General features: G+C 68.8%; 25 protein-coding genes. 20 read left to right on the top strand and 5 right to left on the bottom strand.

The window, feature by feature from the left end; genetic code table 11:
* Positions 1–159: 159 nt before the first annotated feature.
* From IEY63_RS19980 to IEY63_RS19970, 3 genes are read left to right on the top strand one after another with little or no spacing between them, the layout of a single operon-like run.
* Positions 160–915 carry a hypothetical protein gene (locus IEY63_RS19980; RefSeq protein WP_189070764.1) on the top strand — a complete coding sequence of 252 codons (756 nt, stop codon included), beginning with the start codon at positions 160–162 and terminating at the stop codon, positions 913–915.
* The gene (locus tag IEY63_RS19975; RefSeq protein WP_189070763.1) at positions 912–1,100 is read left to right on the top strand and encodes a hypothetical protein; all 189 of its coding nucleotides are present in this window, start codon (positions 912–914) and stop codon (positions 1,098–1,100) included. The genes IEY63_RS19980 and IEY63_RS19975 overlap by 4 nt, the downstream gene beginning before the upstream one ends.
* Positions 1,101–1,113: 13 nt before the next feature.
* Entirely contained in the window at positions 1,114–1,992 is an 879-nt protein-coding gene (locus IEY63_RS19970; RefSeq protein WP_189070762.1) for a TAXI family TRAP transporter solute-binding subunit, read from the top strand.
* A gap of 80 nt (positions 1,993–2,072) precedes the next feature.
* On the opposite strand, the gene IEY63_RS19965 is transcribed toward IEY63_RS19970, so the two are convergent.
* The 5 genes from IEY63_RS19965 to IEY63_RS19945 all read right to left on the bottom strand — a co-directional run bounded on the left by IEY63_RS19965 (position 2,073) and on the right by IEY63_RS19945 (position 8,649).
* Entirely contained in the window at positions 2,073–2,624 is a 552-nt protein-coding gene (locus IEY63_RS19965) for a hypothetical protein (RefSeq protein WP_189070761.1), read from the bottom strand.
* A gap of 145 nt (positions 2,625–2,769) precedes the next feature.
* A complete protein-coding gene (locus IEY63_RS19960; RefSeq protein ID WP_189070760.1) occupies positions 2,770–3,183 on the bottom strand; it encodes a hypothetical protein in 414 nt (137 codons plus the stop codon).
* Between the two features lies 1 nt (position 3,184).
* Positions 3,185–6,256, bottom strand: a complete 3,072-nt coding sequence (gene carB / locus IEY63_RS19955) for a carbamoyl-phosphate synthase large subunit (RefSeq protein ID WP_189070759.1) — start codon at positions 6,254–6,256, stop codon at positions 3,185–3,187.
* A gap of 86 nt (positions 6,257–6,342) precedes the next feature.
* Entirely contained in the window at positions 6,343–7,413 is a 1,071-nt protein-coding gene (locus IEY63_RS19950) for a GGDEF domain-containing protein (RefSeq protein ID WP_189070758.1), read from the bottom strand.
* A gap of 165 nt (positions 7,414–7,578) precedes the next feature.
* On the bottom strand, positions 7,579–8,649 hold the full coding sequence (locus IEY63_RS19945) for a GGDEF domain-containing protein (protein ID WP_189070757.1): 1,071 nt from the start codon (positions 8,647–8,649) through the stop codon (positions 7,579–7,581).
* Positions 8,650–8,811: 162 nt separating this feature from the next.
* Between IEY63_RS19945 and IEY63_RS19940 the strand changes: the two genes are divergently transcribed.
* From IEY63_RS19940 to IEY63_RS19860, 17 genes are all read left to right on the top strand, one after another.
* Positions 8,812–9,936, top strand: coding sequence for a pyridoxal phosphate-dependent aminotransferase (locus IEY63_RS19940; RefSeq protein ID WP_189070756.1), 1,125 nt, complete (start codon positions 8,812–8,814; stop codon positions 9,934–9,936).
* Positions 9,937–10,009: 73 nt separating this feature from the next.
* Positions 10,010–10,492: a hypothetical protein gene (locus IEY63_RS19935; RefSeq protein WP_189070755.1), complete on the top strand. Its 483-nt coding sequence runs from the start codon at positions 10,010–10,012 to the stop codon at positions 10,490–10,492.
* A 96-nt stretch (positions 10,493–10,588) separates the two neighbouring features.
* The gene (locus IEY63_RS19930; RefSeq protein ID WP_189070754.1) at positions 10,589–11,152 is read left to right on the top strand and encodes a hypothetical protein; all 564 of its coding nucleotides are present in this window, start codon (positions 10,589–10,591) and stop codon (positions 11,150–11,152) included.
* A 304-nt stretch (positions 11,153–11,456) separates the two neighbouring features.
* Positions 11,457–12,683, top strand: coding sequence for an argininosuccinate synthase (locus IEY63_RS19925; protein ID WP_189070753.1), 1,227 nt, complete (start codon positions 11,457–11,459; stop codon positions 12,681–12,683).
* A gap of 2 nt (positions 12,684–12,685) precedes the next feature.
* The gene (locus tag IEY63_RS19920) at positions 12,686–13,126 is read left to right on the top strand and encodes a DinB family protein (protein ID WP_189070752.1); all 441 of its coding nucleotides are present in this window, start codon (positions 12,686–12,688) and stop codon (positions 13,124–13,126) included.
* On the top strand, positions 13,123–13,605 hold the full coding sequence (locus IEY63_RS19915; RefSeq protein WP_229784825.1) for a GNAT family N-acetyltransferase: 483 nt from the start codon (positions 13,123–13,125) through the stop codon (positions 13,603–13,605). The genes IEY63_RS19920 and IEY63_RS19915 overlap by 4 nt, the downstream gene beginning before the upstream one ends.
* Complete coding sequence (locus IEY63_RS19910; RefSeq protein WP_229784824.1) at positions 13,602–14,066, top strand: GNAT family N-acetyltransferase; 465 nt, start codon at positions 13,602–13,604, stop codon at positions 14,064–14,066. Before IEY63_RS19915 ends, IEY63_RS19910 begins: the two co-directional genes overlap by 4 nt.
* The gene (locus IEY63_RS19905) at positions 14,063–14,251 is read left to right on the top strand and encodes a hypothetical protein (protein ID WP_189070751.1); all 189 of its coding nucleotides are present in this window, start codon (positions 14,063–14,065) and stop codon (positions 14,249–14,251) included. The genes IEY63_RS19910 and IEY63_RS19905 overlap by 4 nt, the downstream gene beginning before the upstream one ends.
* Before the next feature lie 34 nt (positions 14,252–14,285).
* Positions 14,286–15,683 (top strand): argininosuccinate lyase, encoded by a 1,398-nt coding sequence (gene argH, locus IEY63_RS19900; RefSeq protein ID WP_189070750.1) that lies wholly within the window; start codon positions 14,286–14,288, stop codon positions 15,681–15,683.
* A gap of 61 nt (positions 15,684–15,744) precedes the next feature.
* Positions 15,745–16,233, top strand: a complete 489-nt coding sequence (locus IEY63_RS19895) for a GNAT family N-acetyltransferase (protein ID WP_189070749.1) — start codon at positions 15,745–15,747, stop codon at positions 16,231–16,233.
* Positions 16,234–16,377: 144 nt separating this feature from the next.
* Positions 16,378–16,827: a GNAT family N-acetyltransferase gene (locus IEY63_RS19890; protein WP_189070748.1), complete on the top strand. Its 450-nt coding sequence runs from the start codon at positions 16,378–16,380 to the stop codon at positions 16,825–16,827.
* A 25-nt stretch (positions 16,828–16,852) separates the two neighbouring features.
* Positions 16,853–17,380 carry an N-acetyltransferase gene (locus tag IEY63_RS19885; RefSeq protein ID WP_189070747.1) on the top strand — a complete coding sequence of 176 codons (528 nt, stop codon included), beginning with the start codon at positions 16,853–16,855 and terminating at the stop codon, positions 17,378–17,380.
* A 70-nt stretch (positions 17,381–17,450) separates the two neighbouring features.
* Entirely contained in the window at positions 17,451–19,124 is a 1,674-nt protein-coding gene (locus IEY63_RS19880) for a hypothetical protein (RefSeq protein ID WP_229784823.1), read from the top strand.
* A 75-nt stretch (positions 19,125–19,199) separates the two neighbouring features.
* A complete protein-coding gene (carA, locus tag IEY63_RS19875) occupies positions 19,200–20,384 on the top strand; it encodes a glutamine-hydrolyzing carbamoyl-phosphate synthase small subunit (protein WP_189070746.1) in 1,185 nt (394 codons plus the stop codon).
* Between the two features lie 143 nt (positions 20,385–20,527).
* Positions 20,528–21,025 (top strand): hypothetical protein, encoded by a 498-nt coding sequence (locus IEY63_RS19870; protein ID WP_189070745.1) that lies wholly within the window; start codon positions 20,528–20,530, stop codon positions 21,023–21,025.
* Between the two features lie 161 nt (positions 21,026–21,186).
* Positions 21,187–23,469 (top strand): uracil-DNA glycosylase, encoded by a 2,283-nt coding sequence (ung, locus tag IEY63_RS19865; RefSeq protein WP_189070744.1) that lies wholly within the window; start codon positions 21,187–21,189, stop codon positions 23,467–23,469.
* Positions 23,466–24,506, top strand: a complete 1,041-nt coding sequence (locus IEY63_RS19860) for a DNA topoisomerase IB (RefSeq protein WP_189070743.1) — start codon at positions 23,466–23,468, stop codon at positions 24,504–24,506. The genes ung and IEY63_RS19860 overlap by 4 nt, the downstream gene beginning before the upstream one ends.
* Positions 24,507–24,700 lie beyond the last annotated feature (194 nt).

The following is a 24,700-nucleotide window of genomic DNA, read 5'->3' as shown; positions in this document are numbered from 1 at the left end:
GAAAGCCATTCTGTGCCCGGCGTGTACCCCCGCTTCAGGCGCGCAGACGCCACACACCCCCAGCCATGAGGGGGACTTCACCCCACCTGAACGTGGCCCCGCACCCTCCACACCGGGCGCCGCGGCAACGCTCTGCCCGGCCCTGTCGTATAAGAGGGTATGAGCCAGCCCCACCGGGACGACACGGTCATTGAACTGCGCCCCTCCACCAGTCAGGCCCCCGCCGCGCGGCCCGTCACCGCCGGGAAGATCGCCCTGGCCACCGGCGGCGGCGTGCTGGCCCTCGCCGCGCTGGGCGGCGCCGCCATCGCCGTGTTCAACGTCGCGCTGACCACCGTCACCATCGGCGCGTTCCTCGTGGCGATCCTGGCCGTGATCTTCCTGATGCCCGCCCTGATCCTCGCGCTGAACGCCGGACGCGTGAAAGCCAAGGAGACCGTGGCGCGCGCCATGCCGCTGGAAACCCTGATCGTGCAGCGCAAGCAGTTCGAGACGCTGATTCAGGCGAAAGCCGCGCAGCTGCAGGAAGCGAACGGGCACATTGAGGACTTCCGCCGCCTGATCGACACGAACCGCCGCGACATGGACGCCGCCGACGTCGCCCGCTGGGAAACCGACCTTCAGGTCAGCCGCGACGCGTTCGCCCGCGCGCAGACGCACCTGACCGACCTGCGCGCCGACCTCGCCGAGTTCGACCGGCAGATCCGCAAGGCCCGCATCGACACGCAACTCGCGCAGGCCAAGGGGAACGTCGCCAGCGCCCTGCAACAGGCCAAACTCAGCGCCGAGGACCGCCACGTCACCGAGAGCGCCCTGTCCGAAATCGCCCGCCGCGCCGGACGGAACGCCGCGCTGCTTGATCAGGCCCTCGCCGCCGGTGAAGAGAACCGCGCGCTGCGGGCGGGGCAGGCGTGAACCGCTCCGCGCGCATCGGCGGGCTGCTCGCCCTGATCCTCCTGATCTGCGGCGCCGTGATTGTCCTCGACCAGACCCGCACCCAGACCGGCGCGGCCAGCACCCCCGCCACGGGCACCCCCGCGACCGGCACGTCCACCCCCACGCCGCCCAGCAGCAACGACGGGTACGGCGACCTGAAGTAACCCCGGAGGCCCCATGAACGCACGCACCCTGCCCCTCCTGACCCTGCTCCTCCTGAGCCCCGCGCACGCCGCCACGTTCCTAAACGTCGCCACCGGCAGCGCCACCGGCACGTACTCGACCATGTTCAAGAACATCGGCAAGGTCTGCACCCAGAGCGCCTACCTGAAAGAACGCGGCACCAGCGGCAGCCTGGAAAACATCGACCTGCTCCTCAGCAACGAGGTGTCACTGGCATTCGTGCAGAGTGACGTCCTGAAAGCCAAAGAACAGATCGACGGCGACACCCGCGTGCAGAACATCAAAGCGCTGCTGCCCCTGCACAACGAAGAAATCCACCTCTTCGCCCCGCCCCCCGTCACGAAGAAAAGCATCCTGGGCAAGGTCACCACCACCGGCGTCACCACGTACGCCGACCTGAAAGGCAAACGCGTCGCCGCGTGGGGCGGCAGCCTCATCACCGCCCGCGTCCTCAGCGCCAAACTCGGCGTGCCGTACACCGTCACCAGCGTCAAGGACCGCGACGCCGCCTTCAACGCCCTGCGCGCCGGACAGGTCGACGCCGTCCTCGCCGTCGTCGGTCAGCCCGCCACCTGGGTCAAGGACCTCAGCGGCGTGAACCTCGTGCCCATCCCCTACGCGCCCAGCCTGAACGGCATCTACAGCAGCGCCAAACTCCTGTACCCCAACCTCGGCGCGGGCAGCGTCCCCACCGTCGCCGTGCAGAGCGTCCTCGCCACCCGCGACTTCAAGACACCCGAGAAGAAAGACCTGCTGCTGAAATACCAGAAGTGCGCCATGAGCAAACTCGTGAACCTGCAAGAAGACGAAGGCATGCACCCCAAATGGCAGGAGGTCACGTTCAAGACGTGGCCCTGGCCGCAGTACAAGTAACCGCAAACAGAACCAAGTGGCCGGGGCGCCCCGGCCACTTCGCGTTCCAGCAGCAACAGGCCAAGAGGGCCGCCTGTCCGTCAGTGATGCCCGCTTCCGTGCTCGTCGCCCCCACCGCCACTCCCGCCGTGGTCATCGCCCCCGTCATGGCCGGACCCGTCATCCCCACCATGCCCGCCGGACGTTCCACCATGATCATCTCCGGCGTCATGCCCCGCGCCGTCATCCGCGCCGCGCCCGCCCGGTACGCCACCGCGGTCATCCCCGGCGTCATGGCCCGCACCATCATCCGTGCCACGGCCCGGCCCAATCTCCAGCGCTGGCTCCAGCGCCGCCTCCAGCGGCAGCACCCGCCCCGCGACCGACACGCTCAGCCGCTCCGCCTCCAGCTCCCGCGCCGTGATCGGCCCGGCCAGCGTGAACTCCTGCACCTTCGTCACGCCACCCACCACCCATGACACCCGCACCGTCCGCGCTGACCCGAGCGCCCCACTCACCCGCAGGTGCCCACTCAGCGCACCCGTCGCCACCACCTGCCCACCGGCATCCAGCACGTCCACCACACGCACCGCCGCCGACGCGGCCCACGCGAGACCCAGGCTGAGCGCCACCGTCAGAATCACTTTTCGCATGCCCGTATTCCACACCCCACGCACCAGAACCACCACGGGCGAAGGTCTGAAGACCAGAAGGGCAGAAGGTCTGAACGGAAGAAAGGGACAGGCAGAGATGCCTCCACTCCGCCCGGCTTCCAGTAGAAGCGCAGGCAGGGTAGTTTCAGATTGCGAACCACATGACGAGTCGCGCCCCTCGTTCGTTTGCCTCGTGCGCCTGTGCGAAGGCGTGCCATGCGCGGATGAAGCCCGTTTCCGCGTACTCCTCGTAGGCGTGCGGGGGGATGCGTTCGCGTTCCTGGGCGGTCAGCCACAGCGGGGCGTTCAGCAGCAGCTGAAGTTCCTGTGTGGTGATGAATGTCGCCCCGCAGATTTCTCGCGGGTAAGCGGTCACCTGTTCGTCGTACCGGTCGCGCAGGACATCGGATACATCGGGGGGCAGGCCCCGGTCTGCGAGGCCTGCCCCGTGGAGTGCCTGCCGGAAGCGGCGGGCTGATCCGATCTCGAAGGTGGCGATGGGCCACCAGTGACCGCCGACCTCCCTGATTTCGCAGTGGAGGTCGGCGGTAAGGCTCATCTCAGGCGTTCACCCACTCTTGGAGGCTCTTGACGTTCAGGGGGTCGTTCTTCGCGGCGGCGATGGCTTTGGCGGTCCATTCGGCGGCTTCCTTCGTGCTGACGATGGGCACGCCGCGTTCCAGCGCGGTGCGCAGGTACTCGCTGCCGGTCACGTCGATCAGCAGGGCGGGCAGCTGGTCGGTCTGCTCGCGCGTGACAGTCAGGCCCGCGTCCTGGAGTTGCGTGGCGATGTCGTCCAGTCCGTCCCCGAGGAGCAGGGCGGTGCCGGTGGTGGGGAGGTTGTTTTTCGCGCCGATCTGCGCGCGGTAGAACGCGCGGTAGGGGTCGGTGTCGATGCCCATGCTTTCGCCGGTGCTTTTCATTTCAGGGCCGAGGGTGGGGATGACGCCCTTGAATTTCAGGAACGGCAGGTGCACTTCCTTCACGGAGTACATGGGCGGGGTGGGGGTGTCGGTGAAGCCGATCTGCGCGAGGGTGTGGCCGACGGCGATGCGGGCGGCGCTCTTGGCGAGGGGGTGGTTCACGGCCTTGCTGACGAACGGGACGGTGCGGCTGGCGCGGGGGTTCGCTTCGAGGATGTACGCGGTGCCGTCCTTGATAGCCCACTGGACGTTCATGAGGCCCCTGACGCCCAGTTCCAGCGCGAGGCGTTCCGTGTCAGCCTTGACGCGCGCCAGGATGGCGGGGTCCAGCGTGACGGGAGGGAGGATGCACGCGCTGTCGCCGCTGTGCACCCCGGCGGCTTCGACGTGTTCCATGATGCCCGCGACGACAGCGGTTTCCCCGTCGCAGAGGGTATCCACGTCGAGTTCCAGCGCGCCCTCGAGGAACTGGTCGAGGAGGATGCTGGGCTGCCCCTCGACGGCGGCGTACACCTCGTTCAGGTACGTGGTGAGTTCGTCCATGGAGCGGACGGTGCGCATGGCGCGGCCCCCCAGCACGTAGGAGGGGCGGGCCATGAGCGGGAAGCCGAGTTCGGTGGCCAGCGCAGCGGCCTGATCGGGGGTTTCGGCGACCTTGCCCTTGGGCTGGGGCAGGCCGAGGCGTTCGCACAGGGCGTTGAAGCTGGCGCGGTCCTCGGCCTCGTGGATGGTTTCGGGGCTGGTGCCGATGATGGGCGCGCCGGCGTCCGCGAGGCGCTTGGCGAGCTTGAGGGGCGTCTGCCCGCCGAGTTGCACGATCACGCCGACGGGCTTCTCGTGCTCGACGATGTTCATGACGTCCTCGAACGTCAGCGGCTCGAAGTACAGGCGGTCGGCGGTGTCGTAGTCGGTGCTGACGGTTTCCGGGTTGCTGTTGACCATGATGGTCTCGTACCCGGCCTCCTGGAGGGCCCAGACGGCGTGGACGGTGGCGTAGTCGAATTCGACGCCCTGCCCGATGCGGTTGGGGCCGCTGCCGAGGATGACGACCTTGGGTTTGTCGGTGCTCGTGACCTCGTCCTCCCACTCGTACGTGCTGTAGTGGTAGGGCGTGAAGGCTTCGAATTCGGCGGCGCAGGTGTCCACGGTCTTATAGACGGGCGTGGCTTTCGCTTCCTTGCGCAGCGCGCGGACGTCCAGTTCGCTCAGGCCGACGATCTCGCCGATGCGGGCGTCGCTGAAGCCCAGGCGTTTGACCTCGCGCCAGATCTCGTACTTCCACTCGCCGATGGGGCCGAGCTGCGTGATCTCGGTCTCGGCGTCGATGATCTCCTTCAGCTGGCTGAGGAACCACGGGTCGATCTTCGTCGCGTCGAACAGGTCGCTCGTGCTCTCGCCGCGGCGCAGGAGTTCCAGCACGGCTTCCAGTCGGCGGGGGTTGCCGTACAGCAGCCCGCGCAGGTCCTCAATCGACATGGCGGCGAAGGCGCCGCGCACGTCCGACTCGATGCTGCGCATGGCCTTCTGGAGGCTCTCCTTGAAGGTGCGGCCGATGGCCATGACCTCGCCCACGCTGCGCATCTGGGTGCCCAGGGCGTCGGGCGTGCCGGGGAACTTCTCGAACGCGAAGCGGGGGATCTTCGTGACCACGTAGTCGATGCTCGGCTCGAAGGAGGCGGGCGTGCTCAGGGTGATGTCGTTCTTCAGCTCGTCGAGGTGGTACCCGACCGCGAGTAGCGCGGCGATCTTGGCGATGGGGAAGCCGGTCGCCTTGCTCGCCAGCGCCGAGGAGCGGCTGACGCGGGGGTTCATCTCGATGACGATCACGCGGCCGTCTTTGGGGTTCACCGCGAACTGGATGTTGCTGCCGCCGGTGTCCACGCCGATCTCGCGGATGATCGCCAGGGACTGGTCGCGCAGGCGCTGGTACTCCACGTCACTGAGGGTCTGCGCGGGCGCCACCGTGATGCTGTCGCCGGTGTGCACGCCCATCGGGTCGAAGTTCTCGATGGAGGTGATGATCACGACCGTGTCGGCGTGGTCGCGCATGACCTCTAGCTCGTACTCCTTCCAGCCCAGGATCGATTCTTCCAGCAGCACGCTGGTCACGGGGCTGTCGCGCAGGCCGCCTTCCGTGATCGCCAGGAACTCCTCGTAGGTGTGCGCGATGCCGCCGCCCGTGCCGCCCAGCGTGAAGGAAGGCCGGATCACGATAGGCAGGCCGATCTGCTTCTGGTACTCGACGGCTTCCTCCATCGAGTGCACCATCTGCCCGCGCGCGGTTTCCACGCCGATCTTCTTCATGGCGGCCTGGAATTCCTCGCGGTCCTCGCCCTTGCGGATCGCGGCGGCGTTCGCGCCGATCAGTTCCACACCGAACTGCTCCAGCGTGCCGTCGGCGTTCAGGTCCATGGCGAGGTTCAGGGCCGTCTGCCCGCCCAGGGTGGGCAGCAGGGCGTCCGGGCGTTCCTTCTCGATCACGCGGCGCACGAACTCGGGCGTCAGGGGTTCCAGGTACGTGGCGTCCGCCAGGTCCGGGTCGGTCATGATCGTCGCCGGGTTGCTGTTCACCAGCACCACCCGGTAGCCTTCCTTCTTCAGGGCCTTGAGGGCCTGCGTGCCGGAATAGTCGAACTCGGCTGCCTGCCCGATCTGGATGGGGCCGCTGCCGAGAATCAGGATGGTCTGGAGGTCAGTACGCTTAGGCATTCCAGAGAATGAGCCTAACACGCCGCGCCCCCCGAAAGGTAAGCCGCATGCAAACTTATGCAGTCATCCGGGACAGCGTGGGGTGGTCAGGCGGCGAACGCCACCGTGTCACGCCCCGCACGCTTGGCGGCATACAGCGCCTCGTCCGCCCGGCGCAGCAGCTCGTGCGGCGTCTCGCCCGGGCGGGCCTGCGCCACCCCGCAGCTCACCTTGACCCGCCCGGACTGCTTGGCAGGCGCCGCCTCCAGCTGCGCGCGCAGCCGCTGCGTGACCGCCTGCGCGTCCTCCACGTCCCCGCGCACCAGCATCAGGAACTCCTCGCCCCCCCAGCGGCCCACATGATCCCCCCGGCGCACGCTGCGCCGCAGCACGCCCGCCACCTGCCGCAGCACCTCATCCCCCGCCTCATGCCCGAACGTGTCGTTCACGCGTTTGAAGTGATCCAGGTCCAGCAGGATCACGCTCAGGTCGCCGGGCTCGTCGAGCGCCCCGCTCAGCCAGCGGCCCAGCTGCCGGCGGTTGGGCAGGCCGGTCAGGTCGTCCAGCTGCGCCAGGGTCGCCTCGCGCCGCGCGCTGAACAGCGCCCGCACGAACTGCCCGTGCAGATGCTGCTGCCAGCCCAGCAGCGCAATGAACGTCGCGTGCATCAGGATGGTCTGCAGCAGCGGGTTGCTCAGCCCGGTCCGCAGCGCCGGGTCCGTGGCGGGATCAAGCGCGTAGAGGCCGATCATGCCCAGCAGCCCGGCGAACATCGACCCGCTCACCAGGGTGGCCGGGTGGGCGGGCAGCACGATGAACGCCACGATGTACGGAAAGATCATCCACACGGCGTACCCGCCCAGACCGTGAAAACCGGGCGCGCTGTGCAGCACCACGTACAGGCGCAGCAGGACCGTCGCCACCTGCACGGTCAGCTCGATCAGCCCCACCAGCCGGAACGCTTGAGGGACACGCCACAGCCACGTGAACAGCGCGGCGTTCTTCGCGGCCAGCAGCAGCAGGAGCAGCTGGTCACTCAGGCTGAAATTCCAGTGCGCCTGCACGCTCAGGGTGATGAGACTCACGACCAGGACCGCGCCCAGCACCGTGAGCAGGCTGCCGCGCCGGAACGCGAACTCCGCGTCACTCAGTGACCGGGTCGGTTCGGGCAGCGTCATACCTTCAGGCTAACCAGACCGACTGACAGCGCGCTGACCATCCACGTCATGAACGCGCCGGTGATCACGGGCAGCACGGCGCGGCGCCGCGTGGGTCCAGGTCGTGAAGTCGGGGAAGGCTGCGCCGCGTGGGTGGTCCGCGCTGGACTCCGCGGCCCGTTCCGGTCAGGCCGCGCCGGGCGGAACGGCCAGTTCGACCGTGTCCCGCCCGGCTCGCTTGGCGGCGTACAGCGCCTGATCGGCGCGCCGCAGGGCGCTGCTGATCGCCTCGCCCGGTTCACGCTGCGCGACGCCGCAGCTGAGGGTCACGGCGCCCACCACCGGGTGCGGGTGGTCGCGCAGGTGCGCGCGCAGCCGCGCGGCGATCAGCGCGGCCCCCGCGGCGTCCCCGCGGATCAGCATCAGGAATTCCTCGCCGCCCCAGCGGCCCACGTCATCCCCGGCGCGGACGCTGGCGCGGGCGGCGTGCGCCACGTGCCGCAGCACGTCGTCCCCCACGTCATGCCCGAAGGTGTCGTTCACGCGTTTGAAGTGATCCAGGTCGACGTACACGACGCTCATGACGTCGTGAGGGGCGTCCAGCAGGTCGTGCAGGGCGCGGCGCCCGGGCAGGCCGGTCAGCGGGTCGAGCAGCGCCTGCGCGGAGCGGCGCTCGGCCTGCGCGACCGCGTGCGCGTAGCGGCGGCGCAGCTGCTGCTGCAACGTGATCACGGCCATGAAGGTGGCGTGCATCAGCAGCATCTGCAGCCAAGCGTTCGTGTTCGCTTCCCGCTGGTCGCCCGGCACGCCCGGTGTCAGCCAGTACGCGACGCCCAGCGCGCCCAGCGCCAGCAGGTACGGCGCGGCGGCAGCCAGGGCCGCGCCCGCCGGGAGGGTCAGGGACGCCACCAGGTACGGCAGGGCCAGCCAGTACGAGTAGCCGCTCAGGCCGTGCGCGGTGTGATCGACCAGCAGCACGTCCCGCATGCGGTACAGCCCGGCCAGGATCTCCCCGGTCAATTCCAGGGCGCCCACCACCTGAAACTGACCGGGGGCGCGCCACAGCCACGTGATGAACACGGCGTTTTTCACGAGGAGCAGGCTCAGCAGCAGCTGATCGGTGCGGCCCACCTGAAAGGGCCCGCTCAGGAGCAGCGTGACGCCGGTGGTGAGGAGCAGGCACGTCAGGACGATCAGCAGTCCGGCCCGGCGGTAGTGGGCTTCCGGACTGCCGGGCGGAACGCGGACGGTCAGCATGCGCCCGGGCATTCTGGGCGGCGGCGTCTGAACGGGATCTCACCGGGGCGCGCGCCCGTGTGCGGTTTCCGTCCTGGCGGGGGTGGGGGAGGGGGGGCGTGCCCGGGGCCTGTCTGCATGGGGGACCGCCGCCCGGGGGCCGGGTGGGTGCAGACTGCGGGCATGCCACAGTTGCACGGGCGGGCCGCCGCTCAGGAGAGTGTCTTTGCGCGCATGAGTCGCCTGGCGGCGCAGCGGGGCGCGGTGAACCTGGGTCAGGGGTTTCCCAGCGCCGCGCCGCCCACATTCCTGCTGGACGCCGCGCGTGGCGCGCTCGGCCGCTTCGACCAGTACGCGCCGCCGGCGGGCCTGCCCGCGCTGCGGGACGCGTTGGGCGCGGACCTGGGGGTGGACGGCGCGGACGTGACCGTCACCTGCGGCGCGACCGAGGCGCTGCACCTGCTGACCCTGGCGCTGCTGGGTCCCGGGGATGAGGCGCTGATGCTGGAGCCCGTGTTCGACGTGTACCTGCCGCAGGTGGCGCTGACGGGCGCGCGGGCCGTGACGGTCCCCATGACGCTGGCCGGGCGCGGCTGGCAGTTTGACCTGCCGGCCCTGGCGGCCGCCGTGACGCCCCGCACGCGGGCGCTGCTGCTGAACAGCCCGTTCAACCCGACAGGCACGGTCTTCAGTGATGAGGAACTCGCGGGGATCGTGGCGCTGGCCCGCACGCACGACCTGTGGATCATCAGTGACGAGGTGTACGACGAACTGTACTTCGGCCCGCGACCCACGCCACTGCGCACCCTGGCGCCCGAGCGGACGTTCACGGTGGGCAGTGCCGGGAAGCGCCTGGAGGCGACCGGCTGGCGGATCGGCTGGATCGCCGCGCCGCCCGGCCTGACGCTCGGCGTGCTGGGGGTGCGGCAGGTGACGAGCTTCTGCGCGCCCGCACCCCTGCAGGCGGCAGTGGCGGCAGCGCTGCCCCTGGCGCGCGAGTCGGGCTTCTACGCGGGGCTGCGCGCGGCGTACGAGGAGCGCATGACGCTGCTGGCGGGGGGCCTTCGGGCACTGGGGGCGACGGTGTTCGAGCCGCGGGGCACGTACTTCCTGACGGCGCTGCATCCGGCGTGGACAGCGGAGAGCCTGATTGACGCGGGCGTGGCCGTCATTCCCGGTGAGGCGTTCTACGCGCATCACGCGGCGCCGCCGGGCCTGACCCGCTGGGCATTCTGCAAATCCGCTGCGGAGATCGAGGTGGCCCTGGAACGTCTGGGGTTCGTAGCTGACGAAGCGGTGAGAATGTAGTCAAACGTACGTAAGGGTTTTGTAAGAAATTTTCCCTTACACAGGCGCCGCGCCCGCGTCTATGCTCCGGGGCATGAAGAAGATGCTTCTTGGCCTCCTGACCCTCTCCGCCCTGACCGGCGCGTCCGCCGCCTCATACATCGGCGGTTCTGTGGGTTCCGGCGCCACCCTGCACTACCAGACCGACCTGACCGGCGCGAGCGCCATGCGCTACGGCCTGAACCTGGACGCGACCAACTTCAACTTCAGCCGTGACAACGTCTCCATCGGCGGGAGCGTGGACTACCTGGGTGACTTCACCGGGACCGGCTCGGCGCTGGGCGGCCTGACCCCCTACTACGGCCTGGGTCTCGGCGCGGGCGTCGTGCTGGGCCAGGGCGGTGGCGTCAGCGTCTACCCGCACGGCACGCTGGGCCTGCGCTACAACGTCACCGATCCCCTCAGCTTCTTCGTGGAAGGCAACATCGGTCCCCGCGTGACCGTCGGCGGCAGCGCGGCCAGCGCCGTGCAACTCGGCAGTGGCGCCCGCATCGGCCTGAACTACCGCCTGCCCTGAGCGCTGCCGTCCCCCAGGGATGACGCCAGTGACCATCCGGCAACGGGTGGTCACTTTCGTTTGCCTTCATGAAGGGGACTCTCTATGCTCATCCGCGTGAAAAACGTTCTGATCGTCACGGCCCTCCTGGGTTCCCTCTCCTTCGCTGCTGCCGACAGCCTCGGCCTGAGCGGCACGTACAACAAGGGCTTCTACAAGGCCGACGGCGAGTCCGTTGACTTCGACAGTTCGTTCGGTGTGGGCCTGAGCTACACCTACGATCTGGACGCGGTCTCGGCCGTCCGCGCCGAACTGGAACTGCTCCCCAACCTGTACGGGAGTGACAAGCTGGGCTTCGGCGGCGAGTTCACGTACCTGCGCTCGGTCATGACCAGCGGCGCGGCCGACGTGTATCTCGGGGGCGGCCTGGGTCTGACCACCGTGGGCGACAGCGGAACGTCCGACGGCGTGACGTACACCGCCCGCCTGACGGCCGTGAACCCGACCCTGCTGGCCGGCGTGCGCTTCGCTGCCGCTCCGGGCTTCAGCGCCTTCGCGGAACTGGCGGGTGGGCCCTCCTTCCTGCGCGCCACGGTCAGCCGCGGCAGCCAGAGCGTCTCGGACAGCGTCAACGGGGCGTTCCTCAAGCCTCGCCTCGGGTTCACGTACACCCTGCGCTGATCTGCGCTCAGGTTCAGACCTGAATCTTTGTTCTGACGGGAGTCGCCTGCGGGTGGCTCCTTTCTGCTGCCCGGGTGCGGCTGGGCTGGACACGTCCCTTGACCCTCCGCGTTGCCCCTGCTAGCCTTCCGTGCATAGCTATACGCAATCTGCGTATAACCATACATGCATATGCAGATCCTGACCTCCCGACGTTGAAGCGAACCGCCTGACCCCACCCGGGGTTCACAGGCGGCGCCTTCACGCCGGGCGGTCTTGTGCTGCCCCTTGCATCCCCTTCACGCAGACAGGAGAGAATCGACCCATGACGAAAGACAAGATCGTGCTCGCGTACAGCGGCGGCCTGGACACCAGCATCATCCTCAAATGGCTTCAGACCGAGAAGAACTACGACGTGGTCTGCTTCACCGCCGACCTCGGCCAGGGTGACGAGGTCGAGGAAGCCCGCGTCAAGGCCCTGAACACCGGCGCTGTCGCCGCCTACGCGCTGGACCTGCGCGAGGAATTCGTGCGGGACTACGTGTTCCCCATGTTCCGCACCAGCGCCCTGTATGAGGGCTACTACCTGCTCGGCACCAGCATCGCCCGCCCGCTGATCGCCAAGAAGATGGTCGAGATCGCCGAGAAGGAAGGTGCGGTGGCCGTGTCGCACGGCGCCACCGGTAAGGGCAACGACCAGGTGCGTTTCGAGATGACCGCCTACGCCCTGAAGCCCGACATCGTCACCGTCGCCCCCTGGCGCGACTGGACCTTCCAGGGCCGCGCCGACCTCGAAGCCTTCGCCCACGAGCACGGCATCCCGGTCCCCACCACCAAGAAGGACCCCTGGAGCACCGACGCCAACCTCCTGCACATCAGCTACGAGGGCGGCATTCTGGAAGACCCCTGGGCCGAACCGCCCGCCCACATGTTCAAGCTGACCGTGGACCCCACCGAAGCCCCCAGTGAGCCCGAATACGTGGAAGTCGAGTTCCTGAACGGCGACCCCGTCGCCATCAACGGCGAGAAACTCAGCCCCGCCGCCCTGCTGGCCAAAGCCAATGAGCTGGGCGGGAAGCACGGTGTGGGCCGCCTCGACCTCGTCGAGAACCGCTTCGTCGGCATGAAATCACGCGGCGTGTACGAAACGCCCGGCGGCACCGTCCTGTACCACGCCCGCCGCGCCGTCGAGAGCCTTACCCTCGACCGCGAAGTTCTGCACCAGCGCGACGCCCTGAGCCCCAAGTACGCCGAACTCGTGTACAACGGCTTCTGGTTCGCCCCCGAACGCGAGGCGCTGCAGGTGTACTTCGACCACGTCGCGCAGTCCGTGACCGGCACCGCTCGCCTGAAGCTGTACCGCGGGAACGTCATCGTCGCCGGACGCAAGGCCCCCCAGAGCCTGTACGACAAGGACCTCGTGAGCTTCGAGGCGGGCGGCGACTACAACCAGCACGACGCCGGCGCGTTCATCAAACTCAACGCCCTGCGCATGCGCGTCCAGGCCCGCGTGAAAGCGAGGGCCGACGCCAAGGAACCCGCCCAGGTCTGACCGTGACCGGACTCGCCCACGTTGTCGCGCACTGGCAGCCCACCCTTCGGGAGCTGACCGACCTCCAGGCGTCCCACCAGATCGCACCCGGCGTCTGGAGCGCCAAGGAGATCCTCGGTCACCTGATCGACAGCGGCGTGAACAACCACGTCCGGTTCGTGCGGGCCAGCCGGGAGGACGGCCTGGCTCTGCCCGGCTACGACCAGACCGCGTGGGTTGAGGCGGGCGGCTACCAGCAGCGCCCCTGGGCGGACGTGCTGGCCCTGTGGGTCGCGTACCAGACGCAGCTCGCGCAGGTCATCGACACCCTGCCCCCGGCGAGTCTGGACTACACCCTGAGCATCGGCGGGGGCGCACCCGTCACGCTGCGCTTCATCACCCAGGACTACGTGCAGCACCAGCTGCACCACCTGAACCAGATTCCCGGGCGGGTGCAGCTGTGACCCTGCCCGCCGGGTTCACCCTGCGCCACGCCACCCCGGGGGACGCGGCCACCATCCAGGCGCAGCGCACCGCGATGTTCGTGGACATGGGCAGCGACCCCGCGCGGCTGGCCGCCGTGCACGACGCCGGGGTCGCGTGGCACGCTCGGACGCTCGCGGCAGGCACGTACACCGGGCTGCTGGTCGAGGGTGGAGGAGAGGTGATCGCCGGGGCGGGCATCCTCTGGACCGACCTGCCCCCGAACGCCGACACGACCGCCACGACCCGCGCGTACGTGCTGAACGTGTACGTGCAGCCCGCGCACCGGGGCCAGCGGCTCGCCCGCGCGCTCATGCAGGCGGTTCTCGCCCAGTGCCGCGTGCGGGGCGTGGACATCGTGACCCTGACCGCGTCGGACGCCGGGCGGCCCACGTACGAGGCGCTGGGCTTCACGCCGCAGGCCGAGCTGAAACTCCTGATCCCGGGAGGTCCGTCGTGACGCTGCGCCCCGTGAACCCAGACGACATCCCCGCCTTTCACGCCGTCATGATGGCCGCCGGAATGGACCCCCGCAGCAGCTGGACCCGCACCACGCCCGCCGACCTGGAACGGTCCCTGCTGGCCCCTGGCTCGGGCGGGTTCCTGGCCGTGGGCAGCGGCGAGGTGCTGGGCTGCGTCGGGTACCGCCCGGACGGCGACCGAACCCTGACCCTGAATAAACTCGCGACCGTCCCGCAGGCCCGCCGCCTCGGCGTGGGCCGCGCCCTGGTGCGCGAGGTCGAACACGTCGCCCGCATGGGCGGGTACGGGCGCGTGCTGCTGGCTGTCAGCCAGTTCAATCTGGACGTGCTGCCCTTCTACGACCGGCTCGGGTACACCGTCACCGACGAACCCTACGCGCACGCCCACCCAAACAGCCCCGCCCCGGTGGTGCTGGTGAAGGAGGTCGGGCCGTCATGAACATCTTCACCCCGCTCATCCTGCTCGCGTTGCTGACCCTTCTTGGCGCAGGCGGGTTCGGGCTGGTGCTGGCCGCCGTGCTGCGACCGCGGAGCCAGCGCCTCCTCTCACTGGGGTTGACCACTGTCTCGTGGAGTGGGTTGGTCTGGCTCTGGCACTCGCTTTCCTCTTTCACGCTCGACTGACGTCGGTTCAGAGCACGGCAGACAAGGACATGCAATGACGAATACGCAGGATAAGAAACTCTGGGGTGGGCGCTTCGCGGAGGCGACGGACGGGCTGGTCGAGCTGTTCAACGCGTCGGTGGGCTTCGACCAGCGGCTCGCGGAGCAGGACATCCGCGGGAGCCTCGCGCACGTGGCGATGCTGGGGCAGGTCGGCATTCTGACCGCCGGGGAGGTCGCGCAGATCACCGACGGGCTGACTGCCGTGCTGGCCGATATCCGAGCGGGGAATTTCGAGTGGCGCCTGGACCGCGAGGACGTTCATATGAACGTCGAGGCGGCCCTGCGGGACCGGATCGGGCCGGTGGCCGGGAAGCTGCACACGGCCCGCAGCCGCAACGATCAGGTGGCAGTGGATTTCCGGCTGTTCACGAAGGAAGCCGCGCTTGATCTGGCCGATAAAACGCGGGCGCTGCGCGCGGTGATGCTGGCCGAGGCCGAGAAGCACCTGGAATCTGAGGTGATCTTGCCGGGCTACACGCACCTTCAGGTGGCGCAGCCCATTCTGCTGAGCCACTGGTTCATGGCGTACGTGGCGATGCTGGAGCGCGACGAGGGCCGTTTCCGGGACGCCGCCGAGCGGATGGACGAGTCGCCGCTGGGCAGTTCGGCGCTGGCGGGGACGCCCTGGCCGGTGGACCGGCACGCGACGGCTTCGGCGCTGGGCTTCGCGCGGCCCACGGCGAACAGTCTGGACGGGGTGGGCAGCCGGGACTTCGCGCTGGAGTTCCTGTCGGCCTGCGCAATCCTGTCGGCGCACCTGTCGCGCCTGTCAGAGGAACTGATCCTGTACTCCACCTTTGAGTTCGGCTTCATCACCCTGCCGGATTCCCACACGACGGGATCGTCAATCATGCCGCAGAAGAAGAACCCGGACGTGTCCGAACTCGCGCGCGGCAAGGCGGGCCGCGTGTTCGGGAACCTGATGGGCCTCCTGACGGTCGTGAAGGGCACGCCGCTGGCGTACAACAAGGACCTTCAGGAGGACAAGGAGGGCGTGTTCGACTCGTACGACACCCTCAGCATCGTGCTGCGCCTGTACGCCGAGATGATGCCGAAGACTGTCTGGCACGCCGACGTGACCCGCGCCGCCGCCGCGCGCGGCTACAGCACAGCCACTGACGTCGCGGACTTCCTGGCCCGGCAGGGCGTCCCGTTCCGCGAGGCGCACGAGGTCGTGGGCGGACTGGTCGGTGTCGCCAGCCGCAGCGGGCGGCAGCTGTGGGACCTCACCGACGCGGAACTGCGCGCCGCCCACCCCCTCCTGAACGCGGAGGTCGCGCAGTCCCTGACCGTCGAGGAGAGCGTCCGTGGGCGCGCCAGCTTCGGCGGGACCGCCCCGGACCGCGTCCGCGAGGCCATCGAACACGCTAAGACTCGCCTGAACTCCTGACTCCGCCCCCTGATCCGGCCCGTCCCCCCATCCTCTGTCCCGGTCCCCCTGGAGGAACCCCATGACCCTGACTGACATGCACGTGAAACTTCGTCAGGCCGCCCCGGCGGACCTGCCCACCGTTCTGGACCTCCTGACCCGCACGGAGCTGCACACCGCCAGCGTGGACCTGGGTGCGGGGACGTACTGGATCGCGGATCTGGACGGCGTGCCCGGCGGCTGCATCGGCCTGGAGCACGGCCAGGGCGTGAGCCTGATCCGTTCGACGGCCGTGGTGCCCGAAGCGCGCAGCCAGGGCCTGGGCCGCGCGCTAGTGCGCTCCGCGCTGACGCACGCCAGCCTGCGCGGGGACCGCACGGTGTTTCTGTTCAGCTCGGAAGCCGGGGATTACTGGACTCGGTTCGGCTTCGTGCCGTCCAGCGCCGCTGAGATCGCACAGGCCCTGCCGGACGTGCCGCAGGTCCGCAGTGGCCTGAGCAAGGGCTGGATTGACGAGGAACTCGTGTGGCGGCTGGACCTGCCGCAGGTGACCGAGGTGACCCAGAGGTGAACACGCCAAGAAGGCTGCCCCTCACCTCACGGCCTCCGTGGCAGTGCTTCCACGCGGCCTTGCGCTATGCTGTCGCCACGCAACACCCGTGTCGACCTGCGGTCACTGTGACCGCCGAGCTTTCTTTCATTGAAGGAGCAGCGCATGACCGATTCCGTGCACGTTCGAATGGCGACCCCCGAAGACAAGGACACCGTGACCCGCGTGTTTCACGACGCGGGCCTGGACACCGAGGCGGCCCTCGCGGGCGGCACCACGTACTGGGTGCTGGAGCGGGGCGGGCAGCCGATCGGTGCGATCGGCCTGGAGCACGGGGACGGCGCCTCACTGCTGCGCGGCGCGGCGGTGCTGCCCGAAGCGCGCGGTGGTGGGCTGGGGCGGCGGCTGGTCATGAGCGCCGTGGAGTACGCGCAGGGGCGTGGAGACCGCGCGATCTACATGTTCAGTCGGGGCGGGGACTGGAGTTCGTTCGGGTTCACGCAGGTGCCGCTGGCGGTCGTGATGGGCGAACTGCCCGACGCGCCGCAGGTGCAGGCGTACCGGTCGCGCGGCGAGCGGCCCGGCGGCACCACCTGGATGCGCACCCTGAGCTGAGCCCCGCGGCCCGGGGGGGGCGCGCGTGACGCTCTCCCTGGAGTCCATCGCGGTGCCGGACATTCACCCGGACGCGCCGCTGACCTTCCGCAAGGCGCGGCTGTCCGACATTGACGCGATTCACGAACTGATCGGGTACTGGGCGGCGCGCGGGCTGATGCTGGTGCGGTCCAAGGCGCTGCTCGCGGAGACCATCCGTGACTTCCACCTCGTGCTGGCCGAACCGCACGAGGGGCAGCCAGGCGGTCTGGGTGGCGTGTGCGGCCTGCACATGCTCGCGCCTGATCTGGCCGAGGTGCGCGGGCTGGCGATCCACCCGAACATGCAGGGGCGCGGCCTGGGCAAACAACTGGTCGCGGCGTGCGAGGCGGAGGCTCGCGCGATCGACCTGCCCGCGCTGTTCGCGTGGACGTACCAGCAGGGCTTCTTCGAGAAGTGCGGTTTCACGCGCATCGAGAAGACGAACCTGCACCCGAAGGTCTGGAGTGAATGCCAGCGCTGCGCGTTCTTCGAGAACTGCAACGAGATCGCCATGTACCGGGAGCTGCGGTGACCGGACAGCCGGCAGGCGGACACCGCAGGTGAGGCACCACCCGATCGGGGGGGCGTGTAGGCTCGCGGGCGTGACCCGATTCCTGCCCGCCCTGACCGTCTCCGCCCTTCTCTCCTCGGGCGCCGCCCAGGCGCAGACCGTCCGTCCCCTGGCCGACGGCCTGCCCGCCGGGGCGCTCCTGACCCTGGAAACCCATGGCGCCGCGCCCGCCCTCAAGCGGCTCAGTGGTGTCCTGGAACGTGTGCTGAGCACCGCCGACCTGGGTGAGGATGACGCCGGGAGCATGCTGGGCGTGGCGCAGGCGGTGCTGGGTGACTCGCTGGGCCGCGAGGGCATCGCCGGGGTGTTCAGCGTGCAGGGGAAGAAGGGGGCCTTTGAACCCGCGCTGCTGGCGGTAACCCGCTCGGGCGCCCTGACCGACGAGATGCTCGGTGAGATGCTGCCCGAGAAACCCGGCGCGCGCGTGGGCCGCTACACCTTCTCCCGCGTGGATGACGTGTTCGCGGGCGCCTCAAACGGACTGGTGTACGTGTCCAGCGACAAGGCCCTCCTGATGGCGTACCTGGGCCGTCTGAGCGGCAAGGCCGCACCGACCCTGGCGGCGTCCGCGCCGTACGCGGCGGCGCAGCGCGCGGCGGGCGTGCAGGAACTCGGCGTGTACGCGAACTTCAGCGCCGCCGCGAAGGTCATCCGCTCGCAGCTGGCGCAGGTCATGCTGCCCCGCCTGCTCTCGCCGGTCGTGGACGCCCTGGACACCCTGGGGCAGGTCGCGGGTGGCCTGACCACCACGGCGGGCGGCTGGACGACCGCCAGCGCGCAGGTCGTCAACCAGAGTGGCAAGGACAAGCCGCTGACCCGCCTCCTGCTGGACACCACCGACTTCGAGGTGCAGAGCGTGATTCCCGCCAGTGCCGAGGCCGTGCAGGCCACCGCCTGCCACCCGGAGACCAGCGCGTACCTGGGCCGCTGGCTGACCCGCGTGGACCTGCTCGAACCGTTCGGGTTCCTGACGGACAGCCAGCTCGCCAGTCACTTGGAGCAGGCTGGACGTTACCTGGGCGACGAGTGCGCGCAGGTCACCCTGGCTGGCGGGATGAAAGCGAGCCTCAACCAGACAGAGGAGGATCCGCTGGCCTCGCTGGCGACCGTGGTGTCGTACCAGCGGGTGACGGACCGCGCGGCGGCCGACGCGCACCTGCCTGAATACGCCCGCAGCGTGAACGAGGCCCTGGACGGGTTGCGCGGCACCGTGAAGTCCCTGGCGAAGTCCGGCATGGACGCATTGATGGACGGCGCGGTGGCTGACATGGACACCCAGGCCCTGATGCTCGGGGCGGGCATGGCCGGGGCCAGCCAGGGCCTGGACGAGTCCCTGAAGGGACTGAAGATGGTGTACGCCTTCCGGGGCGAGTACCTGATCACTGCGTTCAGCCAGCAGGCGCTGGACGCCGCACTGGCGGACGGTCCCGTGCTGGCGGACGACGCGGCGTTCCGAGCGGCGAACCTGACCATGCAGGGCTCGGCGGGCTGGGCGTACCAGCCGAACCCGGCGGACCTGACCGCGCAGGACCTCGCCGGGATGCTGCCCAGAGAACTGAGCGGCAACAAGGCCATGAGCGGCATGCTGGGCGGTGCCCTGACGGCCGGGGCGGATCTCATCAACCGATTTGACGGAACGACCTCACAGCGCTCCGTGGCGGGGAATGTCATTATCGGCAAGGCGAGCGTGCGCTACCGCTGGTAACCCCCACCGGGTGACCACGGTGCCGCGCAGAGCTGAGCCATGAAACGCGTCCGGAGAGGCGCGAATGGAGGACGCATGATCAGGAAAGAACGGGCCATCCTGGCTCTGGAAGACGGCACCGTGTACCGCGGGTACGCGTTCGGGCACCGCGGCGAGACTGTAGGCGAGGTGGTGTTCAACACCTCCATGACCGGGTACCAGGAGATCATGACCGATCCCTCGTACAACGGGCAGATCGTGACCATCACGTACCCGCACGTCGGGAACTACGGCGTGGCGATCTACGACATGGAGAGCAACAAGCCCTACGTGCGCGGCTTCATCGGCCGCGAGTTCAGCGGCGAGTACAGCAACCACCGCGCGCAGCAGTCCCTCGAAGCGTTCATGCAGCAGTACGGCGTGGTGAGCATCCAGGGCATCGACACGCGCGCGCTGGTGCGCCGCCTGCGCACGGGCGGCGTCGTCAAGGGCGTCATCGCGCACCGGTCTTTCACGCACCCGGAAGATCCGTACGGCGAGTTCACGCCCGCCGAGGAAGCCGTGTACGTCGGGCGCGCCCTGGGTCACCAGGACATTGACGGGCACGACATGACCAAGGAGGTCACGACTGCGCTGCCCTACGCGTTCCCCACCCTGCGCCACGGCAAGCGCGTGGTCCTGATGGACTTCGGGATCAAGCACACCATCATCGAGCGGCTTGCAGAGGTCGGCATCGAGCCCATCGTGGTGCCTGCCCACACCACCCCCGCGCAGATCATGGCGCTGCAACCGCACGGCCTGTTCCTGTCGAACGGCCCTGGTGACCCCGCCCCGCTGGAGTACGCGCACAAGACCGCGTGGGAACTCATGGGTCTGCTGCCCACCTTCGGCATCTGCCTGGGCCACCAGATTCTGGGCCTCGCGGCAGGCGGGAAGACCTTCAAGATGAAGTTCGGTCACCGCGGCGGCAACCAGCCCGTGAAGAACCTGCTGACCGGCAACGTGGAGATCACCAGTCAGAACCACGGGTACGCGGTGGACATCGACTCCATCCCCAATGGGGCGTTCGTGCCCACCCACGTGAACCTGAACGACGGCACCCTTGAGGGCATGGCGCACAGCCGCTACCCGGTGTTCTCCGTGCAGTACCACCCGGAAGCCAGCCCCGGCCCGCACGACAGCCGCTACCTCTTTGACCGCTTCATTGAGGAAATTGACGCGTTCGACGGCGGGAACGGTACGCCCATCGTGAAGGCCAGCGCCGGCCGGCTCGGCGTGTAATCACAACCCACGGGTCAACGTGACGCAGGGCACCATGTCCTGCTGCGAGGTCACGACAGCATGAGCAGCGGCCGCCGGGAGCACCCCAGCCCGGCCGCTGCTCTCTGCTACGGGCCCGACTCTGCCCACCCGGAGGTTTTCCTGTGAAGCGCCTGACCCTGCCGATCCTTCTGCTCACGGCCGCCCATGGACAGTCCAGCGCGCCCGCGAACGTCACGTTCACCCTCACGCAGGACCTCATCAAACGCAGCACCGACAGCAGTGGCGCCACCACCGAAACGGTCATCGAGTCCCCCAAGACCGTGCTGCCCGGCGACCTGCTGCGCGAACAGGTCACGCTGCGCAACGTCTCCGGCCGGCGCCTGGGTGCCCTGAACGTCAACCTCCCCGTACCGCGCGGCACGGAATTCAGCGTCCTGACCACACCCGCCGGGGACCGCTGGACCGTCAGCTACTCCATTGACGGCGGCAAGACCTTCAGCGCGCAGCCCAGGCGCCGCGTCACGACCACCGAGGGCGGCCAGAGCGTCACCCGGGACGTGCCCGCCCCGACCAGCAGCTACACCAACGTCCGCTGGACCGTCAGCAGCATGCAGGTGAACGAAACGCTGAAATTCAGCATCCGCGTGAAGGTCAAGTAGACCCGGGACGGTCCGGGCGCAGACCACGCGGCCCGGCGCGGTTTGACCACCCCCAGGCAAAACCGGTGAGCGCACGTCCTTCCGGGGCGGGCATTCATGTCCTCTGAAGACGGGGGGCGCGCGTACCGTCCCGCCGCGCCGCACGCGGAAGAGTGACCGGCATGCTGGGCGGGACTCAACTCGTGTGGTTCAAGAAGGACCTGCGCGCGCACGATCACGCGCCCCTGGCTGAGGCCGCGCGGCGCGGCCCGGTCCTGCCCGTGTTCATCTACGAGCCCGAGCAGCTGACCCACGAGGAGTTCGCCGGGCATCACCTGACGTACCTGAACGAGTCCCTGCGCGAGCTGGACGCCAGCCTGCGCGCCCTGGGCACCCCGCTGGTCGTCCGGGTGGGCGAGGCGGTGGCGGTGCTCGACGAACTGCGCGAGGCGCACGGCGTGACCGGTGTATGGGCGCACGAGGAAACCGGCAACGGCGTGAGCTACGTGCGGGACCGCCGGGTGCGGGCCTGGGCGCGGGCGCGCGGGCTGCCCCTGACGGAACTGCCGCAGAATGGCGTGATCCGCCGCATGCGCAACCGGGACGGCTGGGCCGCCACCTGGGAGGAGCGCCTGAGCGCCCCGCAGGTCGCCGCGCCCGCGCACCTGACCGGCGTGGACGCCGACCCCGGCCGCCTGCGCACCCACGCCGAACTGGGCGTACCCGCCAACGCGAAGATTATTCCGCCAGGGGGCCGCGCCGCCGCGCTGGACACGCTGGAGTCCTTTCTGGCTGTACGCGGCGTGAACTACATGCGCGAGATGAGCAGCCCCCTGAGCGCCGAAAGCAGCTGCTCGCGCCTGAGCGCGCCGCTGGCCTTCGGTACCGTGTCCCTGCGGGAGGTCGTGCAGGCCACCCGCGTGCGCCTCGCGCAGGTGCGCGGCGACACAGGCGCCGACCCGCGCTGGGTGCGGTCCCTGCGCTCGTACGAGTCGCGGCTGCACTGGCACTGCCACTTCATGCAGCGCCTGGAAAGCCAGCCGGACATGGAATTCCGCACCCTGAACCGCGCCCTGGATGGCCTGCGCGAACACGAGTGGACCCCGGAGTTCTTCGACCGCTGGCAGGCCGGGCAGACCGGCTACCCCCTGATCGACGCCTGCATGCGAATGCTGCAAGACACCGGCTGGTTGAATTTCCGCATGCGGGCCCTGCTGGTCAGTTTCGCCACGCAGCACCTCTGGCTGCACTGGCGCCGCCCGGGCCTGTTCCTGGCGCGCGAGTGGCTGGACAACGAGCCCGGCATTCACTGGTCGCAGATGCAGATGCAGAGCAGCACGGTCGGCATCAACCGCGTGCGCATCTACTCCCCGACCCGGCAGGCGCGCGAACAGGACCCGGACGGGGTGTTCCTGCGCCGCTGGCTGCCGGAACTCGCGGACGTGCCCACTGACTTCATCCACGCCCCGTGGGAGTGGAGCGGCGCCGGACGCCTGAGTTACCCGCCCCCCATCGTGAACGAACACGAGGCCGGACGCCGCGCCCGCGCCCGCATCAGCGCCGCCCGCGCCAGCCCCGCATTCGAGGTCGAAGCCCGCCGCATCTACGTGAAGCACGGCAGCCGCAAGAAAGCCGACCTCCGGGCCGAACGGAAAGCCAAGGGACTCCCGGAGAAATCCCCACCCACGCCGCGCCCCCGTGCCGTACAAAGGACCATCATGAGCGACCAGCCCGACCTCTTCGGCCACACGCCCACATCCGACACCCCGAAAGCCATCGTGCCCAGCGGCCTCCCCGACGACTGGCAGCAGGTCCTGGCCGGGGAGTTCAGCGCCCCATACTTCCACGAACTGAAGGACTTCCTGGTGGCAGAACGCCGCGCTGGCAACGTTTTCCCGCCCGCGCCGGACGTGTTCAACGCGCTGCGCTTCACGCCCCTGGGTGACGTGAAGGTCCTGATCCTGGGCCAGGACCCCTACCACCGCCCCGGGCAGGCGCACGGCCTGAGCTTCAGCGTCCGCCCCGGCGTGACCATCCCCCCCTCCTTACGCAACATCTACAAGGAGCTCGCCGCTGACTTGCCCGGCTTCACCCCACCCCGCCACGGGTACCTGAAAGCCTGGGCCGAGCAGGGCATCCTGCTCCTGAACGCCGTCCTCACCGTCCGCGAGGGGCAGGCCAACAGTCACGCGAACAAGGGCTGGGAGCACTTCACGGACGCCGTCATCCGCGCCGTGAACGCCAAACCCGACCGGGTCGTGTTCGTCCTGTGGGGCGCCTACGCCCGTAAGAAGAAGAAACTCATCACCGGCGCCCAGCACGTCATCATCGAGTCCGCGCACCCCAGCCCCCTGAGCGAGGCGAAATTCTTCGGCAGCCGCCCCTTCAGCCAGGTGAACGCCGCCCTGGAAGAGGCGGGCCTCACGCCCATCAACTGGCAGCTGCCCATGAAGGCCGAAGAATGACGTCCCGCACCGAGCTCCTCGCCGGGGAATACTTGCGCCGTGAGGGCAGCGACCCCAAAAAATTCAAGTACTTCTGGCCGGACGACACTCCCTACCGCGAACAAGCCGGGATTGACCGCATCGCCAAACTGGCCGTTCCGCCCGCCTACGTGGACGTGTACGTCAGCCCCGACCCGGACGCTGAACTCCAGGCCTTCGGCCGCGACGCCGCCGGACGCCTCCAGTACCGCTACCACCCGGACTTCGTGCAGGCCGGCGCGCTGAAAAAATGGCAGCGCCTCACCCGCTTCGCCGGGGCGCTCGGCACCCTCAAGACCGTCACCGCCAGCGACCTGCGTGCCCAGGGCCTCCCCCCCCGCAAGGTCACGGCCCTCATGACCCGCCTGCTGCACGTCGCCCGCTTCCGCGTCGGCAGCGACATCTACGCCCAGCAGCACAAAACCTACGGCCTCAGCACCCTCCGCCAGCGGCACGTGCAGGTCAGCGGCAACACCGTCACCTTCCACTTCAAGGGCAAGCACGGCATCACCCAGCACAAGGCCACCACCGACCGCACCCTCGCCACGAACATCACCCGCCTGCTCGAACTCCCCGGCCCGTGGCTGTTCCAGACCACAGACGCCGAGGGCGCCCGCCGGCGCGTCCGCAGCGGCGAACTCAACGCGTACCTCAAGGAAGTCATCGGCCCCTTCACCGCCAAGGACTTCCGCACCTGGGGCGGCACCCTCCTCGCCGCCGAGTACCTCGCCGAAGCGGGCGTCGCCGACACCGAAAAACAGGCCCGGCAGGCCCTCGTCGACTGCGTCAAGTACGTCGCCGCCGACCTCGGCAACACCCCCGCCGTCACCCGCAGCAGCTACATCTGCCCCGTCATCTTCGACCGCTACCTTGAAGGCAAGATCCTCGACGACTACGAACCCCGCGCCAGCAAAGGAGAGAGCGACCTGGACGGCTTGACCCGCAGCGAAGCGGCGCTCAAGCGGCTGCTGGAAAGCGAAAAGACCCTCAGGACCAGAAGAGGGAAGAAAGCAGCGTGAGCGGGAGCTTGGACAGCTATTCTGGACTTCTTGAACACGGGTGACCCGCAGGCACAATTTCAGATCGCTCTTCGAAACGGCAAATTTGGCACTCTGCGGCCACAGACTCAGAAGGTAACTCTGCTCAAGCTTCTGACCTTGCCCCTGTTTCCGGTGCCAGTCTGATTGCAAATCGAGCAGCAGACTGGGAGGCG

It is taken from the genome of Deinococcus radiotolerans, assembly GCF_014647435.1.
GTDB classification, from domain to species: domain Bacteria; phylum Deinococcota; class Deinococci; order Deinococcales; family Deinococcaceae; genus Deinococcus; species Deinococcus radiotolerans.
This window is presented reverse-complemented; position numbering and strand designations above follow the sequence as displayed.

What these genes read in the sequence shown, in the direction of transcription:
- IEY63_RS19890 (WP_189070748.1), top strand. Translation starts at nt 16,378, where the DNA reads ATGACCGATTCCGTGCACGTTCGAATGGCGACCCCCGAAGACAAGGAC.
- IEY63_RS19905 (WP_189070751.1), top strand. Translation starts at nt 14,063, where the DNA reads ATGAACATCTTCACCCCGCTCATCCTGCTCGCGTTGCTGACCCTTCTT.
- IEY63_RS19965 (WP_189070761.1), bottom strand. Translation starts at nt 2,624, where the DNA reads ATGCGAAAAGTGATTCTGACGGTGGCGCTCAGCCTGGGTCTCGCGTGG.
- IEY63_RS19925 (WP_189070753.1), top strand. Translation starts at nt 11,457, where the DNA reads ATGACGAAAGACAAGATCGTGCTCGCGTACAGCGGCGGCCTGGACACC.
- IEY63_RS19895 (WP_189070749.1), top strand. Translation starts at nt 15,745, where the DNA reads ATGACCCTGACTGACATGCACGTGAAACTTCGTCAGGCCGCCCCGGCG.
- carB (WP_189070759.1), bottom strand. Translation starts at nt 6,256, where the DNA reads ATGCCTAAGCGTACTGACCTCCAGACCATCCTGATTCTCGGCAGCGGC.
- IEY63_RS19945 (WP_189070757.1), bottom strand. Translation starts at nt 8,649, where the DNA reads ATGCTGACCGTCCGCGTTCCGCCCGGCAGTCCGGAAGCCCACTACCGC.
- argH (WP_189070750.1), top strand. Translation starts at nt 14,286, where the DNA reads ATGACGAATACGCAGGATAAGAAACTCTGGGGTGGGCGCTTCGCGGAG.
- IEY63_RS19960 (WP_189070760.1), bottom strand. Translation starts at nt 3,183, where the DNA reads ATGAGCCTTACCGCCGACCTCCACTGCGAAATCAGGGAGGTCGGCGGT.
- IEY63_RS19950 (WP_189070758.1), bottom strand. Translation starts at nt 7,413, where the DNA reads ATGACGCTGCCCGAACCGACCCGGTCACTGAGTGACGCGGAGTTCGCG.
- IEY63_RS19970 (WP_189070762.1), top strand. Translation starts at nt 1,114, where the DNA reads ATGAACGCACGCACCCTGCCCCTCCTGACCCTGCTCCTCCTGAGCCCC.
- IEY63_RS19860 (WP_189070743.1), top strand. Translation starts at nt 23,466, where the DNA reads ATGACGTCCCGCACCGAGCTCCTCGCCGGGGAATACTTGCGCCGTGAG.
- IEY63_RS19980 (WP_189070764.1), top strand. Translation starts at nt 160, where the DNA reads ATGAGCCAGCCCCACCGGGACGACACGGTCATTGAACTGCGCCCCTCC.
- IEY63_RS19935 (WP_189070755.1), top strand. Translation starts at nt 10,010, where the DNA reads ATGAAGAAGATGCTTCTTGGCCTCCTGACCCTCTCCGCCCTGACCGGC.
- ung (WP_189070744.1), top strand. Translation starts at nt 21,187, where the DNA reads ATGCTGGGCGGGACTCAACTCGTGTGGTTCAAGAAGGACCTGCGCGCG.
- IEY63_RS19940 (WP_189070756.1), top strand. Translation starts at nt 8,812, where the DNA reads ATGCCACAGTTGCACGGGCGGGCCGCCGCTCAGGAGAGTGTCTTTGCG.
- carA (WP_189070746.1), top strand. Translation starts at nt 19,200, where the DNA reads ATGATCAGGAAAGAACGGGCCATCCTGGCTCTGGAAGACGGCACCGTG.